Annotated in this window: 12 protein-coding genes; 7 read left to right on the forward strand and 5 right to left on the reverse strand. The window is 59.1% G+C overall.

Features of this window, described 5'->3' with window-relative positions; genetic code table 11:
- Positions 1-180 precede the first annotated feature (180 nt).
- The 3 genes from JOH52_RS26220 (at position 181) to JOH52_RS26230 (ending at position 3,548) form a co-directional block, all read left to right on the forward strand.
- The gene (locus tag JOH52_RS26220) at positions 181-1,053 is read left to right on the forward strand and encodes a hypothetical protein (RefSeq protein WP_017275913.1); all 873 of its coding nucleotides are present in this window, start codon (positions 181-183) and stop codon (positions 1,051-1,053) included.
- 67 nt (positions 1,054-1,120) lie between these two features.
- Positions 1,121-2,059: a sulfotransferase family protein gene (locus tag JOH52_RS26225; protein WP_017272722.1), complete on the forward strand. Its 939-nt coding sequence runs from the start codon at positions 1,121-1,123 to the stop codon at positions 2,057-2,059.
- A 40-nt stretch (positions 2,060-2,099) separates the two neighbouring features.
- The gene (locus tag JOH52_RS26230; RefSeq protein ID WP_017275915.1) at positions 2,100-3,548 is read left to right on the forward strand and encodes a thrombospondin type 3 repeat-containing protein; all 1,449 of its coding nucleotides are present in this window, start codon (positions 2,100-2,102) and stop codon (positions 3,546-3,548) included.
- 154 nt (positions 3,549-3,702) lie between these two features.
- On the opposite strand, the gene JOH52_RS26235 is transcribed toward JOH52_RS26230, so the two are convergent.
- The 5 genes from JOH52_RS26235 to JOH52_RS26255 all read right to left on the reverse strand — a co-directional run bounded on the left by JOH52_RS26235 (position 3,703) and on the right by JOH52_RS26255 (position 11,149).
- Complete coding sequence (locus JOH52_RS26235) at positions 3,703-5,691, reverse strand: polysaccharide biosynthesis tyrosine autokinase (RefSeq protein WP_088194931.1); 1,989 nt, start codon at positions 5,689-5,691, stop codon at positions 3,703-3,705.
- Between the two features lie 313 nt (positions 5,692-6,004).
- Entirely contained in the window at positions 6,005-7,297 is a 1,293-nt protein-coding gene (locus JOH52_RS26240) for an O-antigen ligase family protein (RefSeq protein ID WP_010975606.1), read from the reverse strand.
- 35 nt (positions 7,298-7,332) lie between these two features.
- Positions 7,333-8,571 carry a glycosyltransferase family 4 protein gene (locus JOH52_RS26245; protein WP_017272661.1) on the reverse strand — a complete coding sequence of 413 codons (1,239 nt, stop codon included), beginning with the start codon at positions 8,569-8,571 and terminating at the stop codon, positions 7,333-7,335.
- Between the two features lie 61 nt (positions 8,572-8,632).
- The gene (locus JOH52_RS26250; protein ID WP_013850770.1) at positions 8,633-9,472 is read right to left on the reverse strand and encodes a sulfotransferase family protein; all 840 of its coding nucleotides are present in this window, start codon (positions 9,470-9,472) and stop codon (positions 8,633-8,635) included.
- A 324-nt stretch (positions 9,473-9,796) separates the two neighbouring features.
- The gene (locus tag JOH52_RS26255) at positions 9,797-11,149 is read right to left on the reverse strand and encodes a lipopolysaccharide biosynthesis protein (protein WP_040121020.1); all 1,353 of its coding nucleotides are present in this window, start codon (positions 11,147-11,149) and stop codon (positions 9,797-9,799) included.
- Between the two features lie 419 nt (positions 11,150-11,568).
- Between JOH52_RS26255 and JOH52_RS26260 the strand changes: the two genes are divergently transcribed.
- The 4 genes from JOH52_RS26260 to JOH52_RS26275 all read left to right on the forward strand — a co-directional run bounded on the left by JOH52_RS26260 (position 11,569) and on the right by JOH52_RS26275 (position 15,560).
- Positions 11,569-12,819, forward strand: coding sequence for a polysaccharide biosynthesis/export family protein (locus JOH52_RS26260; RefSeq protein WP_013850768.1), 1,251 nt, complete (start codon positions 11,569-11,571; stop codon positions 12,817-12,819).
- 62 nt (positions 12,820-12,881) lie between these two features.
- Complete coding sequence (locus tag JOH52_RS26265) at positions 12,882-13,562, forward strand: sugar transferase (RefSeq protein ID WP_013850767.1); 681 nt, start codon at positions 12,882-12,884, stop codon at positions 13,560-13,562.
- Positions 13,563-13,614: 52 nt separating this feature from the next.
- Positions 13,615-14,301, forward strand: a complete 687-nt coding sequence (locus tag JOH52_RS26270) for a PIG-L deacetylase family protein (RefSeq protein WP_003531355.1) — start codon at positions 13,615-13,617, stop codon at positions 14,299-14,301.
- 68 nt (positions 14,302-14,369) lie between these two features.
- The gene (locus tag JOH52_RS26275; RefSeq protein WP_013850766.1) at positions 14,370-15,560 is read left to right on the forward strand and encodes a DegT/DnrJ/EryC1/StrS aminotransferase family protein; all 1,191 of its coding nucleotides are present in this window, start codon (positions 14,370-14,372) and stop codon (positions 15,558-15,560) included.
- The last annotated feature ends 30 nt before the right edge of the window (positions 15,561-15,590 follow it).

The raw sequence follows: 15,590 nt of genomic DNA on the forward strand, positions 1-15,590 counted from the left end.
CGCCTCGGAAATTATGATAGGTCTTGCCTGAGCGGATGATGCCGCCAGTCATTAGATTAGATTTTTGAATAGTAACAACGCATATTAAGACGCCACGTCGTGGCAATTTTTTAAGAGGGCGACTCCCGCCCTGCAACGGAACGGTATTTCAAGTTCTGAAAAATATTCGCTTTTGGTTGAATGGATACGGATTCTCACGCCATGACCGTAAGTGCCAAGAAATTTTATTCATTGAATTCAAACACGATTGACCTGGTATCGGAATCAGCTTTTTTCGCCCGGTTGAAGATGCGCAATGGCACCTTCAAACTGACTCAGCCGTCCCGATTTCGGGAGTTGGAGGTCGCGTTCCGGCCGTTCATCGCGAAGCGCGCGACATCGCTCCATGACATCCTGGATGTGGGCGTCTCCACCGGATTGACGACGGTGGAACTGTCCAAGTTCCTCGAAAGTTGCGGCGCCACGGTCCACATTACAGCGACCGATCTCTTTGTAGAGGCCCACATCGTCGAATTTGCTCCCGGGGTCACGGTCTTTTGCGATCCGGAAGGCTGGCCGCTACAATATGATCTGCGCGGCGTCGCTGTTCGTCCTTGGATCAGAAGGCTGGACTATGTGACGCTCGCATTTGCCCCGCTCGTGTTGGCGCGTGTCCTGTTGCAACCGCGCCTGCGCGCCCGTGTACGGGCAGGCAAGAGCAGGCAGGTGCAGATGATCACGCGATCCTTACCCGAGAACGGCAAAATAAACTTCGTCGAAGACGATATTATGAGCCGGTCGCAGCACCTGGCCGGCCGGTTCGATCTCGTGAGAGCCGCAAACATTTTAAATACGAACTACTTCTCGCTGGACCAGATCCGGATCGCAATCGAAAACATCCACTCCTATCTCCGCGGCCCGGGCGCCTTGGTCGTGGTGACCCGTACGAACCGCGCGCAGGAAAACGCCGGAACCTTGTTCGAACTCAAGGAGGATGGTTCGTTCGCCGCGCTGGAGCGCGTCGGGGGCGGATCGGAGATCGAAAAGCTTCTGCTGGATTTCCGTGCATCGTGAGGCGGAGCCATACACGGCCGGAATGGAACGTCGCGGTCTCCCGAAGCGGAAATCAAACTTCTAGAGAATGGAAGGCTTCATGATGCCCTCGCAACCAGTTCGCATCGCTTATATCGCAGGTTACGGACGCAGCGGGTCGACCATACTCGACATTGCGCTGGGGCAGCATGCTGCCGTGGTGGGAGCCGGAGAGATAACGTCGCTCACACGTCACGTCTGGCGTCACAACGAATATTGTGCATGCGGCAATGCAATTCGCGACTGCTCCTTCTGGAGCTCGGTCCGCAGGGAGTGGTCCGACGGCCAGGATCCCGGGCTGATGGAGGAGTATTGCGCCCTTCAGCAAAAGTTCGAAGGGCTGTCGATGATGACGAGACTGCTCAGCGGCATGGGTCTCGGAAAACAATTTTCTCTGTATATACTTCATACGAAGCGCCTGTTCAGCGCAATGCAGTCATGTTCGGGCCGGCAGGTGATCGTCGATTCCTCGAAGCTGCCGGGGAGAGCGATGGCCGTTGCGCAGATCCCCGGGATCGACATGCGCGTCATTCATCTGGTGCGTGACGGGCGCGGTGTAGCCTGGTCGTTGCTGAAGGGTTACGAGCGCGATGCCAAATCGGGCTTGCAGAAGGAAATCAAGCCGAAATCGGTATTCAGGACAGCCTTGCGCTGGAGCATGGTCAATCTTGCGGTTGAATATCTCTCGCGAAAATTGGGCTCTGAAAAGGTCATGCGTGTCAGATACGAGGATTTCGCCTCTGACCCTGTTGCCGTTATGCAGCAAATCGGGACGTTCCTCGAGCTTGACCTGAGTCAGGTGGGTACATCGCTGCAGAATGGCGAGGCCATGGGGCCGGGACATCAGGTGGCTGGCAATCGGCTGCGCATGAACGCATCGATCGCGCTCAACAAGGACGAAACGTGGCGAACACGGATGCCGGCCCGTCAGCAGGTTTCCTTCCAGCGGCTGGGCGGCTGGATGCTCCGACGCTACGGCTATCTGTGAAGGTCGGTGTCATATTTCTGCAGGATGGCGGCACAAGAGCATGACGGTAATCTACCACTCGCGTGATGTGAGGGCATTTGGTTTCACGATAGCGCGTTGCCTGATATTGGCGGGGTTGGTCTGCGGATCATGGGTCGGCCTCTCGCGGCAAGCTCTGGCGCAGGCAGCACTGGCCGAGCCTCTTTCACCCAAGCTTCCAGACGGCAGACAACGCGCCTTTCCCACGGCCGAAGGCTTCGGCGCCGGCTCTCTTGGAGGCCGGGGGGGTAAGGTGATCTATGTCGTCAACACGGACGAGTCAGGGCAGGGCTCCTTGCGTGCGTGCATCGAGGCATCCGGACCGCGCATTTGTATTTTCCGCACGGGCGGCACCATTGTTCTTCGCGAAAGATCGCTGGTCGTTCGACATCCATTCCTGACGATTGCCGGAGAGACGGCGCCGGGCGGCGGGATTGCCATCCGGAACGGTGAGACGCAAACTCGCCCTTCGATCGAAATCGTGACCAATGACGTGATCATCAGGCACATTCGTCTTCGCCCCGGTCCGCATGCCGTGAAGGCTTGTTGTTCCGGAGGCCTCGGAATGTACTCCAGCTCGGCGAAGGACATCATGCTCGATCATATCTCCGCCAGCTGGGGATCAGACGAGACGATCGATTCGGAAGACGCGAGCAACTTCACCTGGCAGTGGGGTATTACGAGCGAACCGCTGCTGCGGGGCGGCCCCGGGAAAGACAAGCGTGCGCGCAACATGTTGTTCACGAAGGGCGGCAACGTCTCCGTGCATCACTCTCTCTTCGCTTTCGGCCAGTTCAGAAATCCGCTGATAAAGATGAAGATTCCCGGCGCCGTCGCCGATGTCGTGAACAACGTGTTTTTCTCGCCGAAGTGGCAATATGTCCTAAGCTTCGGCGATGAATGGGCGCGGATCCAGGCTAATGTGGTCGGCAACTACAAGATCGCGGGGGAAAAGCTGCGAAACGACCATTTGGTTCATCTCTTCGAAGAAAGCGGACGCGGGCACGCGATCTATTTGAAGGACAATTACGACGAACCATATCGCACTGGCGCCAGCGAGGATGACACCCTCGTTCTGGCCGAGAAACAAAGAAGGTTCGTTTCAGTGTCGGCATTCGATGCACCGGCGGTCCGCGCTTCTGCGCCCGAAATTGCTTACGAGGACGTCCTGGCAGGTGCGGGTGCGACGAAGCCTCGGCGCGACGCCGTCGATCGCCGCATCACCGAGGCGGTCAGAAATCGCAGCGGACGGCTGCTCGTGAACGATCCGCAGGACGTCGGCGGTTGGCCGCAACTCGATGCCGGGGTGCCGTACCCGGACAGCGACATGGACGGTATCTCGGATGACTGGGAGGTCGAAAGCGGCACCGATCCGGCAGATGCCAGCGATGGGCGACAGGACTTGGATGGCGACGGATGGACAAATCTCGAAGCGTTTCTCCATTTCATGGCGGGCGATACCGCGGATTAAGTCCCGTTGAGATTTGGATATCCGCCGCGGCTTGCTTGACTTCCTCATCCCTGTGCTCGTCACAGGTATCCGGCCAGACCAAGTCCGTTTGTCACAGAGATCCAGCAGCGCCGCGTCTGCGGCGCGGGAAGAGTTTCTTTCACCCTATGGTGTTCTAAGCGACATTCGACGGGCGCGTGATCGAAGGTCTCGCCGCGGGAGCATGAAGCGTGTTGACGTCCGCGTCCGCCCGTTCGGGGAATGCTCCATTGCCGCGGACGCGATGCCAGCGGCCAGCCGGGATGCGCTTGGACGTGATGACGAAGCCGCCATAGTGGTGGCGCCTGTGGATTTCCGGATTGACCTGATTGATCACTGTGCCGATCAGATGCGCATGGTTCATCCGGAGCTGTGCAGCGGCTTCCAGCAACTGCTCTTCAGTCGTTTTACCCCAATTGGCTATAAGGACCACGCCATCGACAAAGGGTGCCAGCCAAGTCGCATCGCCGGAGGCGAGCACAGGCGGAGCATGCAGCACGATGAAGTCGTATCCACTTTGCTTGAGGTCCATGATGAGTTCGCAGAGCTTGTCAGAGTCCAGCGATCTGAATGGCTCCATCATCACATGCGTCGCGTCGATGAACCCGAAACCGGGCAAGGTCGGGATGGACTGCACGATCTCGCCAATGACCGCTTGATTTCTGAGATAGCGTTCGATTGGTTCCGGTGAACGTTCGATGCTTTTCAGATAGGGAACGTTGTGGCGATTGAAATCGAGATTGACGAAGGCGGTAGGGCGGCCATCCGCTGCTGCGGCTGTCGCGATGCCCCAAGCTGTCGACGCGTTTGCGATGTTGTGAACGCAGGAGGTGACCATCACGATGCGCCGCAGTTGCTTTGCGTCGGAATAGCGACCGGCCATATAGACCGCCCGCTCCGCTTCGGCGGACGTGAAATTGCTCCAGTCCGGAATGCACGAGGATCGCTTCGCGCCCGGAGAGGTGAGATGCTTCGGAATCTTCGGTACATAGCCAAGATTCGGGATCCGCAGCAGTTGCGCCGCGCGCTGTCCGCTACGGACACGGGTGTCGGTCGTTTCCAGCAGGAGCGCGAGCACGCAGGCCAGCAGCGTGGAGCCGGCGAATGCGGCCGGAATGATAAGTCCGGGCTTAGGAAACGACGGTGAATTGGGGAGTTCCGCTGTCGATACAATTCGTGCGCTGGGTTTCAGGGACTCGGCTTCGAGATCGGACAGAATACGCTGAACTTCATCCTCGATCATGCTGCGGATGCCTGCTATCTGCGAATCCGCATCGATCATCTGAGGATGATTCTTGCCGTATTTGGCAGCGAGTTCGGCCTTGCTCTGCAGCAACCGGGCCTCTTCGTTCCGCAACGTGATAAGAAGCGGCTGCGTCATGCTCTGCCGAAGAAAAGCCACTGCACCGCCGGTGTTGAGTGCGCGTTCCTTGTCCGCGACCCGCTCGTCCTGCTTGAATTCGAGCGAAGCTTCGACATAGAGGGTGGCGATCGTGTTTGCGATTTCCTGGGCGAGTTTCGGATTCTGGTTGGTTACGACAAGCCGCACGGCGAGGCTTTCGCCGGTCCGGCTCACCTCGAACTGGGACAACAGCGCGGAGATCGCGTGATCCCGTTGCGTCCTCACATCCGGTACGACCCGAACGGTTGTCGAAGAACTGCCAATACCGATGAATTCCTTGATGTCGTCAACCAGGCCCTGGTCGCCCGACTTGTCCCCGCCCGGCGCATAAGGATTGAAACTGGGATCACCGATGAGGTTCAACCGGTCCACGATGCGGCCGGCGAACTTGCGCGACTGCAACACGTCCATCTCGGTTTCCGCCGCCGAACGGTCGCGGTCGATGGATGTCAGAGCTGCATCGGTGGCAAATGGCCGGACATCTTTGCGCTCCAGCACCACTTCCGAGCTAGCGGTATAAGTTTTGGGGAGCGAAAAAGAAGCAACTGCAGACAGCAATGTGCAGCCGATGATGATTGATGCAAGAAACCAGAACCGCCTCTTGACCACGGCCCAAAGGTCAAAGAGGCCGACCGTAGCCCCGCTCTGCTGAACGGCAAAATCAATGGTTTCTCGGTGATGAGCGCGGGCAGATAGGCTGCCATCGGGAACGAATGTCGTCATGGAAACCTGCTAATATTAAAAAATTTTCTATATTTTGTTACGTTAGTAAAATATTGAATAAGGCGCAATGAATTAGTTCAATGCTACCCAGATCTACTTCGGCTGCACAAGCACGTTGTCTTTAACCAGCGCCCTCGGGCATGCCGCGGCGCAGATGAAGTCGCAGGTACTATGTCAATACGCCCGCATCAAAAACGAAGGGCGTCACGATCTTGACAATACCCCGGATTTCGCGGCACGGCCAGCAAAAATCGAGACCTGAATGTTCTCGGTTGCAGACGGCGCCCGTTGCTTGGGACGTCGCTTGCACGGTTCACGAGATTTGAACCTTGGTTGATCCAGCACCTCTCAGCTGCGTAAGGCCTAGTCCGAAACACAGAAGAATCGGCATGGTCCAATATCGCGCATACATATGCGGATTGAAGAGGGCGATTACCAGGAAGACCAGGATTGTCGTCACCACCGCCGCGAGCGCGCGTTTGTCTCCGCCAACCTTCAAGATCGCGAGCGCCAGCAGCATGCCGACGCCGGAAAACATCAACCAGCCGACAAGCGCGAGCAATCCACCCTCGACCCAGAGGAGAAGATAAATATTGTGAACCGGGGCGCTTTGAACGCTTCTCTCACGGAATTGATCCGCACCGAGCCCCACGAGCCGGATCTGTTCCTCCGAGATTATATGAGCCGCTTCCTCCATCAGCGCGGCTCTGGAGAGGAACGTCCCCGCTTCGGATATGTCACCGGAGGACAACGCGCCCAAAACCCGCGTCTGGAATGTCTTTGGCAGCATCTCCTTATTGCCGAATAGTGCCGCGCCGCCAACGACGATGCCGGCGCCAAGCGCCAGTCGCAAGAGCAGCCGCGGCGTCGAAATCATCGCAATGAAGACGGCAAGACATAGCGCGGTTGAAAACAGGCCGCTGTTCGAACTTGTCAGGACGACCGTGACGATGACGATAACGAGGGCGGGCAAAGCGAGGTATGATTTCACGCGGCCCGAAGACCAGAAGAACAGCAGAATCGGCAGCGTAAGGGCGTTTATCGCCGCGGCAAGGTTCGGATTTCGCAACACGGTAGCCAGGCGCTTCCCGCCGGTCACGACGCCTTTACCTTCTCCGGGCACATACCCGACAGTATAGAACGTGATGATACCGTGAATGTCGATGAGAATGACGCTGACCAGGAAGATGCCGGCCAGCCGATAGGCTTCCCTCGGGTCCTCACGGATGAGGATGACCATCAAGATCAGATAAGCGAAGAGATATTGCCCCATCACGATCAGTCCGCGCTGAGGACTGCCGTGGAACAGGCTGCCGAGCATGATCCCGATGAACAACAGCGTGAAAGCGCAGAGCCATATCGACGTCGTCTGTTCGAGCGGCCTGCTCCTGATACGCCCGGTGATCAAAAGAAGGAACAGGCTCAAGCAAAAGAAGAAATCGCTGAATGTGAAGAAAAGTTCGGAAAACCGTAATGTCGCGTAGGGCGCCAGGAAGACGGCCAAATAGACGACGGCACGTTCGATCGCCGCAAGGCGAAGGTTTGTTCTGCTGGGCTGACTAGCAAAACGAAGTTGATGTGCCGTTGTCATACCGGTTTCTGACACGATTGCCTCACACCGTTATCTATTCCAAGTTTTGCTCATCCCGCTCTTGCGGAGCGCTGCATGGCGGCCATGCCGCCTGTGAGCTCTTCGTAGACCGATGTAATCGCATGAACGTGGCGCTCGAAACTGAAACGGGCACGTACTTCGCTGCGCGCCGTTTCCACGATGCGATCGCGAAGCGCGGCATCGCTGAATAGTTTGAGGCAAGCCCTGGCGAATTCATCCGGATCGTCGGCGCGCACGAGCATGCCGGTCCGGCCATCTTCAACCACTTCCGGATTTCCGCCGGAGTCGGCCGCGACGACCGGCGTACCGAGCAGCATCGCTTCGACAAGGGTTCTTCCGAGCGGTTCGCTGACCGCCGTCACCAGCAAAGCGTCCAGCCCTGCGATCCACGGCTCGCCCGGATAACGAAAGCCCATGAAGTGAATGCAATCGGCAACTCCGAGCGCCTGGGCGCGCGATTTTGCGGCCTCGTCAAGACCGTTGAGCGCATTGCCGAAAAATAGGCCGGCAACCTTGGTCTCAGGCGACAGGCGCTTCAGCGCGGCAACCGCTTCGACAAACAGGATCGGCCGCTTGCGGTCCACCAGGGTCCCGACATAACCGAGAAGCTTCGTCTCCGGCGAACACCCAATCGCGGCCAGCACGTTGTTGCGGGCTTCCTCGCGCTCGAACCCCGCCATCTTCGTGACGTCGAAGGGGCTGTGCACGACGCTGCATTTGCTCGCGGCCGAGAAGATCCCCGGGCGGGGCGATGCGAATTTCGACACGGCCACCAATCGGTTTGGAAGCCATGGCGCCACGCGGCGCAGACCGAACGAAGTCGCGTCGCCGCGATGATGCCAGAGATGCTTCGCCCCTGCGACGCGCGCAGCGAGACCCCAGATGAGATGTGTGCGGCCATCATTCGTGTGTACGATCGAGGCATTGCTCGCTCGCAGGAATCGGACGAGCGCAGGAAGTGTGCGCATGACATTAACGACTGCGGCGCCATTGCGCGGAGCCGCTCGCGCCAGGCGGTTCAGAACCGGAGCGGCGACAAAGTCGACGCCCTCGCGGCGAAACAAATCCGCGACCGGTCCATCGGTATCGTGCAGGACGACTAGCGGCACGAAGCGCGACCTGGGGAGATTCCGTATCAGGCCGAGCGAGGACATGTGGCTCCCGCCGACGAGATCTCCAATGAAGGGGAGGCACACAATCACCTGATGACCGCCGGCTATGTTGGGCGTTTCCGGTTGGCGAAGATCAACTGCTGCAGAAGACGTCATTACCTTAGATCCCAAAGGAACTGATGAAAGACCCGGTGACCTGGCAAAGCCGGGCCAGAGGTCATTTCTCGGGGCTTCTGTTCCTCAGCCAGTCCGTCAGATCCCTTCCGACGAGGGCGCCGAGTTTTTCCGTTTCAGGCGCGAAGTAATCGGTCATCCGCGCGCGCAGGTCATGGCTGAGCGGTGCGTATTGAAGCTCGCCGGCAATCAGCGAGCGCAGTTTCTTGAAGCCGGTATTCTGCCGGAATGGAGCAGCCACCGGCTTCAAGGGACGCAGGAGCCGGCGCAGGGTCGGATTGACGACCGGTTCCGATTTGTCCTTCACCTTTTTTGCAAGCGGCTTCAGCGGAACATCGGCTTCGAGCCCGAGGAAGCCGCGAACGCGGGCGAGTTGGGCGCGGGCGTCGATCTTCAGGTCCTCGTAGAGGAGGACCAGAATCTGCTCCGCGGGGAAGCGGTCGAGATAACCCTGCAACTGCTGATAATAAAGACCGCCGTTCAGGAAGCGCCCGCCGGCCCCTTGACGTGGGTCGAGGTACTGGGCGATGTCGCGCCCGACCTCGGCTCGGCGATAAAGCATGCAATAGTCGGAATAGGCCCGGTCCACCGGATTGCGAAGCTGCGCTATCAGGCGGGCCTCGGGCAGCTTTTCCTTTATTCTTTCTGCCGCTTCCGGCACATCCATGTAGGAGTTGGATTTTTCGCCATGCAGCAGCCGGTGCTCCTGGTCCGCGAAATGTTCCAGATACCATTCGTCGCCGCGCTCGTAATAGCGGCTGAAATAGTGCAGTTCCGGATCGGGCATGAATATGCCCGGGTCCTGCTGCAGCGATTGCTGAAGCCACGTCGTCGCGCTTTTCGTCGCTCCGATTATCAGAAAATCGATATCCCGCATTTCCATCTTTGGCCCTCTCTCGATCGCCTCACGGACGATTGCACCGAAACGATCGGTTCGCCGCCCCGCAACGGGCTTTTGTTCCTGGGTCAAACAGTGCTTCCGAAATTCGCTAACGTGAACGAGGTGCCGCTACGGCCGGCCGACGGTATGAATGTACAGGTTGAGGTTCCGCAGCGAAGCAGCACAATTTGCGCGAAGAATCCGGAAAAGGCGACCTCAGTTTAAGTGTTAATCCTGGCAATAGTTGAAATAAATAAAATCTGGTGGCGAATTTCACAGAAAAACAGGCTGGAGGCAAGATGCATCTTTGATTTTGCCTTTCAAGTCTCACGGCGCAGGGGTTCGGCGGTAGCTCAGCATCATCGTCGACAGCCAGATCGACGCCATGACGATGTGGGCGACGTTCGCCCCCATCGCGCCTATGACCGGAATGAGGGCGAATGCGGTGGCATGAAAGCCGATCGCAGCGATCGTGACGCTGCGCAGTATTTCGTTTTCGCGTCCCATCGCGAGAAGTGCCGAGCGGATGACGGCGCCGCACAGGGTCATGGTCACTGCGACCGACTGCACGACGACGAGGGGACCCGCGGCTGCGAAATCCGGCCCGGCGGCCCAGGTCAGCAGCGGGCCGATCACGAGGTAGAGACCACCGATCAGAAGCAGCCCGAACCCCAGAAGCAATCCCTGCATCTGTGCGACCGCGCGGTGGAAGGCGCTAAGCGCCTTGGTAGCCCATGCCCGAGCGAGCTCCGGATAGAGGACCGCCTGAACCTGCACGCCGGCCTGCTGCGCGATGCGGCCGATGCGTTTGGCGATGTGATACAATCCGGCGGAGGTCGGATCGGCAAGATAGCCGACGAGGAGCGTGTCGAGCTCATTGGCGCTTGAACGAATGGTGAGCGAGAGGTTCGCCGAGATCGCGAATTTCCACAGACCCGGAAACCGCTTGGTAATGCCGTGAAGCGGAGCGCTCATCAGGCCCGAAAGGACGCCCTGCCGGCGCAGTTCGGCCAGCGAAAAAAGCACCAGGACGACGGTGCCGATGATCTGGGCCGACATCCAGATCAGCGCGAATTCGAACAGGCCTGCGCCGGTGGCGACGCCGATGGCGCAAAGAACGACTCTCAGCACGCTCGTGACCACCTGGCCATAGGCGATCGCCATAAAGCGCCCGTATAGGCGCAGCACGGCGGTCGGCATGCCGGAGACCTGGAACGGCAGGACCGTGCAGTAGAGGATGGCAAGGTCCGCCCCGTCTCCCGATATGCCAAGCCAGGGCGCGGCCACCAGAATGAGCAGGACGGCAACCAGCCATCCCACCAGTGCCGCGGAGATATCGAGCAGCAGGCCGAACTTGAGCAAGGCCCGAAGTTCGGTCGCATCGTCGGCGTTCTCCGCGAGCGAATGCGCGCCGTACTTGATCAGTGGCTGCCACGACTGGAAGCTGACGATCCGCTCGACCGCGCGTGTGTAGGAGAAGCATAGCGCGAGAATGCCGTAGCCTGCCGGACCGAGTGCCCTGGCTGTGAGCGCAAAGCCGATAAGGCCGATGACCGAGCTCAAAATGTTTCCCGTGAGCAGGTGCGCAATGCTTTGCAGGCGCTCCAGCAGCGTTTTCTCGCGACTGAGAATTTGCCGCAAGCTGCCGATTTTCTTGAGAAGCTTCTTTCGGAACGCCACTGGAACCGCCTATGTTTTAAGAGATAAGTTAAAAGGTATATGCAAATGCTGTGTGCGGAGCCGGTAGTCGTACGCCGCTCAGGGCGGACCGTCCGCCATGATTTCTCGTATAGGCTTAAGTGAATCTCGTCAGAGGAAGAGCCGGCGAAAACCGTGCAGACAAGCTCGCAAGGCGTCCGCATTTGTCGCAAGGTGAGTCGCCCTTTCCCCCGCCAACGCTCCTCTAAAAATGCAATAAGTTTCTGCAACCGTTTGAAATATTATAAACTTTTCATCCATGAGAGGGATGGCTCAAGGATCAAAGCCAACAATGAGGCTGCGAATATTTAAAAACCTTTGACGTGATAGCGCGTCGAAGAATATAGTCGCCCAATATTTTTTGGTAGAGTTTTCTTTATTCCTTTTTTGGAGGCTGTGAGATGGGGATTTCACCGGCCGTTTATAGGACCATTTTGCCCCGTTGGAAGCTTGGGGCGTTCCTGCTGATGGTTCTTTGGACGCTTGCGTTCCCGATGATTACGTCTATGCCCGCTCAGGCCGGTGACTACCGGCTCAACTCGGGAGATGTTCTGACCTTCGACTTCCTTGACGATGCCGAGCTGCCGGTTACCGCGACCGTGTCGGGCGCCGGCGTGGCGCAATTTCCACTCATCGGCGGGGTCGAGGTCGTCGGGCTCACGGTGCCGGAAGCACTGGCGAAGCTCCGTGGCGAGTACCGCAGGCGCGACGTTCTCGTCGATCCGAAAATCTCTCTCGATATTTCGACTTTTCGGCCGATTTTCGTGCTCGGAGAGGTCAAGACTCCGGGCTCGTTTCCTTTCTACAGCGGGCTGACCGTCGAGCAGGCCATCGGTCTGGCCGGGGGCATGCAGGTCGCTGCAGCGAGCGCATCCGACCGGATCGTCGCACGCGCCCGTCTGCGTGCGGAGGCAGAGGCCGCCAACGCCGAGATCATCCACGAGGCCATCTATGCGGCGAGGCTCGTGGCTCAGTTGAAATCCAGCGACAAGATTGACCTCGCCGATGTGCCTGAGGTGGCACGCGACTATGTGACCGGCGTGCCCCTCGATGGCGTGATAGAGCTCGAAGAAAAGATTCTGAAGGCGGACCTCGCCGCAAACAAGTCGCAAGCGCAGATCCTGGCCGAGGGCATAACCCAGTCCGAAGGCGGCATCGAGATACTGAACCAACTCATCCTGCAGCAAAAGGACGTGGTCCAGAACAGCAAGGAAGATGTGGAGCGTATCGCTACCTTGCGCAAGCGCGGGCTGAACACCGAGAGCGATCTTTCCCGCGCGGAGAACAGTGCTTCGGCCGAACAGGCTCAGCTTCTCGAGACCTTCGCCACACTTGCGCGATCGCGCCAGGAGTTGAGCGGGTTGAAGCTGCAGCTGGCAAAGCTTGCAGCCGACCGTGAGAAGGACATACTGACGCAGCTTCAAGCGCGTGAGATCGCTATCAAAAAGCTGATTTCTGGAAAGCACTCCGCCGAAGAGCAAATACTCCTCATGGCGGCGGTGGCCGAAGACGAGTCCAAGAAAAATCAGATTTCATATACCTATGAGATTCGGCGGAATCCGGTCGGCGGTACGCCGGCCAGCATAAAGGCGTCCACCCTGACTGAACTCGTTCCGGGCGACGTGCTCATGGTGTCAATTGCCGGAATGTAAGACTTAAATTCAGAGATTTTGAAAACACGCTCTATGCGCTTCTGCGCCAAGGGAATATTGAGTTGAAAACCTATAGAGAACCTGCGGCCGTCAGCTTCGGCTTGCCTGCCTCCTTGGGATTTTACCGTCTCAAGCGTTTCCTCGATTGCCTGTTTGCCGGAACCGTTTTCGTCCTGTGCCTGCCGCTGATGGTGGTCACGGCAGTGGTTGTTTGGGCTACCCTCGGCTTGCCGCTGTTCTTCACCCAGGCGCGCGCCGGTGCGGGGATGCGCGTCTTTACCGTTGCCAAATTCCGCACGATGACGGATGCGCGGGCACCTGACGGCACGCTTTTGCCGGATGCGTTGCGGCAGACCGCCGCGACCGCTCTGTTGCGGCGGCTGCGCTTCGATGAACTGCCGCAACTCATTGCGGTGCTTTCCGGCGACATGTCGATGGTAGGTCCGCGCCCGCTTCCCTTGGCGACCGTCGCCGGCTTCGGCGAACTAGGCCGCATGCGCTGCCGCATCGCCCCGGGAATGACCGGCTGGGCACAGGTAAACGGCAATACGCGGCTTTCGGACGAGGAGAAGATCGCTCTCGACCTCTGGTATGTCGCACATACCAGCCTCTGGCTCGATGCGCGGATCCTCCTGTTGACCCTGAAAACGCTGGTCACCGGTGAGCGGGTTCATGCGCGGCATCTGCAAGAGGCCAGGGAGTTTCTTTCGCGCCGCCTTGGCGCAGAGACGCCGAAGGCGTGATGCGGCGGATGAGCGCGCGCCAAGGCGGCAATATTTTTGATCAGGAGGTTTCATGGGTGGCGGGCAGATATCTTTCGGGCGCACTCTGGTCGTGGCGCCGCATCCCGATGACGAGGTGCTCGGCGCAGGCGGGACGATCGCGCGGCTCGCGGCCGAAGGTGAAGAGGTCTTCGTCGCGGTCGTGACGGAGGGAAAGCCTCCCGCCTTCGATCCGGAGGCAACTGCCCGGATACAGGCAGAAGCGAGGCAAGCGCACCGCGCCTTGGGCGTCACGGAAACCATATGGCTCCGGCTGCCGGCAGCACAGCTTGCGGAAACGGCGCATGCGACCGTCAATGCCGCCTTGCTCGAACTCGTTCACCGGCTGTCGCCGCAAACCGTCTTATTGCCCTTCGTGGGCGACATGCACATGGACCATCAGTTGACCTTCACGTCAGCGCTGGTCGCCTGCCGGCCGCACCAGGCGGAATTCCCAAAGCTCGTTCTCGCCTACGAGACCCTGTCAGAGACAAATTGGAATGCGCCCTATCTGTCTCCGGCGTTCGTGCCGAACGTCTTCGTCGATATCAGCGAGCATCTCGAGGCAAAGCTCAAGGCGATGGAGTTGTTTGCTTCCCAGGTGCGCCAGCCGCCGCATGAGCGCTCGATCGCGACCCTCAGGGCGCTGGCGACCTTGCGCGGGGCGACCGTGATGCGGCAAGCGGCGGAAGCTTTCGTATTGGTCCGGCACGTCGTCTAGGTTGAGGGACGGCGTCGCACGGAATTACTCACTATTGCCACAAGACCCAATTCAAATCGGAGGGACAGATGGGACGCTGGCCGGTTTACGACGAGGAGCAGATCGAGGATGTCGTGTCGGTCCTCAGATCTGGCGAGGTGAATGCCTGGACGGGACCGCACGTCCGCAACTTCGAGGCTGCCTATGAGCGCTTTCTCGGCGTAAAATATGCGGTGGCTCTCGCCAACGGAACGGTGGCGCTGGACCTCGCGCTCTTCGCGCTCGGACTTGAGCCGGGCGATGAGGTCATCGTGACGCCGCGCAGTTTCATTGCCTCGGCCTCAACGGTGCCGATGGCGGGTGGAGTTGCGGTTTTCGCCGACGTCGATCGCGACAGCCAAAACATCACCGCGGAAACCATAAGGGCGAAGCTGACGCCGAGGACCAAGGGCGTCATCGTCGTGCATCTGGCCGGCTGGCCCTGCGACATGCCCGCCATAATGGCGCTTGCCCGCGAAAAGGGGCTGTGGGTGATAGAGGATTGCGCTCAGGCGCACGGCGCCGAAATCGACGGCCGGCCGGTCGGCAGTTTCGGTGACATAGCGGCTTTTTCCTTCTGTCAGGACAAGATCATCACCACTGGAGGCGAGGGCGGGCTCGTGGCGATGAACGACGACGAGCTCTGGAAAAAGGCCTGGAGCCGCAAGGACCATGGCAAGTCGTATGACGCCGTCTACAACAAAGAGCACCCTCCGGGTTTCAGGTGGCTGCATGAGTCCATCGGCACCAACTGGCGCATGATGTCGATCCAGGCGGTCATGGGATCGCGTCAGTTGCAGCGCCTGACGGAATGGCGCAGCATAAGAGCGCACAATGCGGCTATTATCGCCAGAGCGGCCGAGGAGATCGAGGCTTTGCGCACGCCCTTGCCGCCCCGTGGGATTCAGCACGCGTGGTACAGGTTCTATACGTTTCTTCGGCCGGAGCGCCTGCGGCCCGACTGGAGCCGGGACCGGATCATTGCCGAAATCAACGGCGCCGGCGTCGCATGCTTCAGCGGCAGTTGCTCGGAAATCTACTTGGAAAAAGCCTTTACGGACATCGGTATGGCCCCGGCCCAGAGATTGCCCGACGCGCGCGAGCTCGGCGAGACGAGCCTGGCCTTCCTGGTCGACCCCGCGCTCGATACGGCGGCAATGGAGAAGGCGGCGCATGTCCTGCGGGAGGTGTTTGCAAGGGCCAGCATCGGCAGGCCAGCCCTCGATGCCGCGCGGCGTTAGAGCAGTTCCATCCGGAACTAGGCGCGCAGG

It is taken from the genome of Sinorhizobium meliloti (genome assembly GCF_017876815.1).
Taxonomy (GTDB): Bacteria; Pseudomonadota; Alphaproteobacteria; order Rhizobiales; family Rhizobiaceae; genus Sinorhizobium; species Sinorhizobium meliloti.

Excerpts from the sequence above, each read along its gene's own strand:
- JOH52_RS26250 (WP_013850770.1), bottom strand. The coding sequence starts at position 9,472 with ATGGAAATGCGGGATATCGATTTTCTGATAATCGGAGCGACGAAAAGC.
- JOH52_RS26275 (WP_013850766.1), top strand. The coding sequence starts at position 14,370 with ATGGGACGCTGGCCGGTTTACGACGAGGAGCAGATCGAGGATGTCGTG.
- JOH52_RS26230 (WP_017275915.1), top strand. The coding sequence starts at position 2,100 with ATGACGGTAATCTACCACTCGCGTGATGTGAGGGCATTTGGTTTCACG.
- JOH52_RS26245 (WP_017272661.1), bottom strand. The coding sequence starts at position 8,571 with ATGACGTCTTCTGCAGCAGTTGATCTTCGCCAACCGGAAACGCCCAAC.
- JOH52_RS26235 (WP_088194931.1), bottom strand. The coding sequence starts at position 5,691 with ATGACGACATTCGTTCCCGATGGCAGCCTATCTGCCCGCGCTCATCAC.
- JOH52_RS26270 (WP_003531355.1), top strand. The coding sequence starts at position 13,615 with ATGGGTGGCGGGCAGATATCTTTCGGGCGCACTCTGGTCGTGGCGCCG.
- JOH52_RS26220 (WP_017275913.1), top strand. The coding sequence starts at position 181 with ATGGATACGGATTCTCACGCCATGACCGTAAGTGCCAAGAAATTTTAT.
- JOH52_RS26225 (WP_017272722.1), top strand. The coding sequence starts at position 1,121 with ATGGAAGGCTTCATGATGCCCTCGCAACCAGTTCGCATCGCTTATATC.
- JOH52_RS26260 (WP_013850768.1), top strand. The coding sequence starts at position 11,569 with ATGGGGATTTCACCGGCCGTTTATAGGACCATTTTGCCCCGTTGGAAG.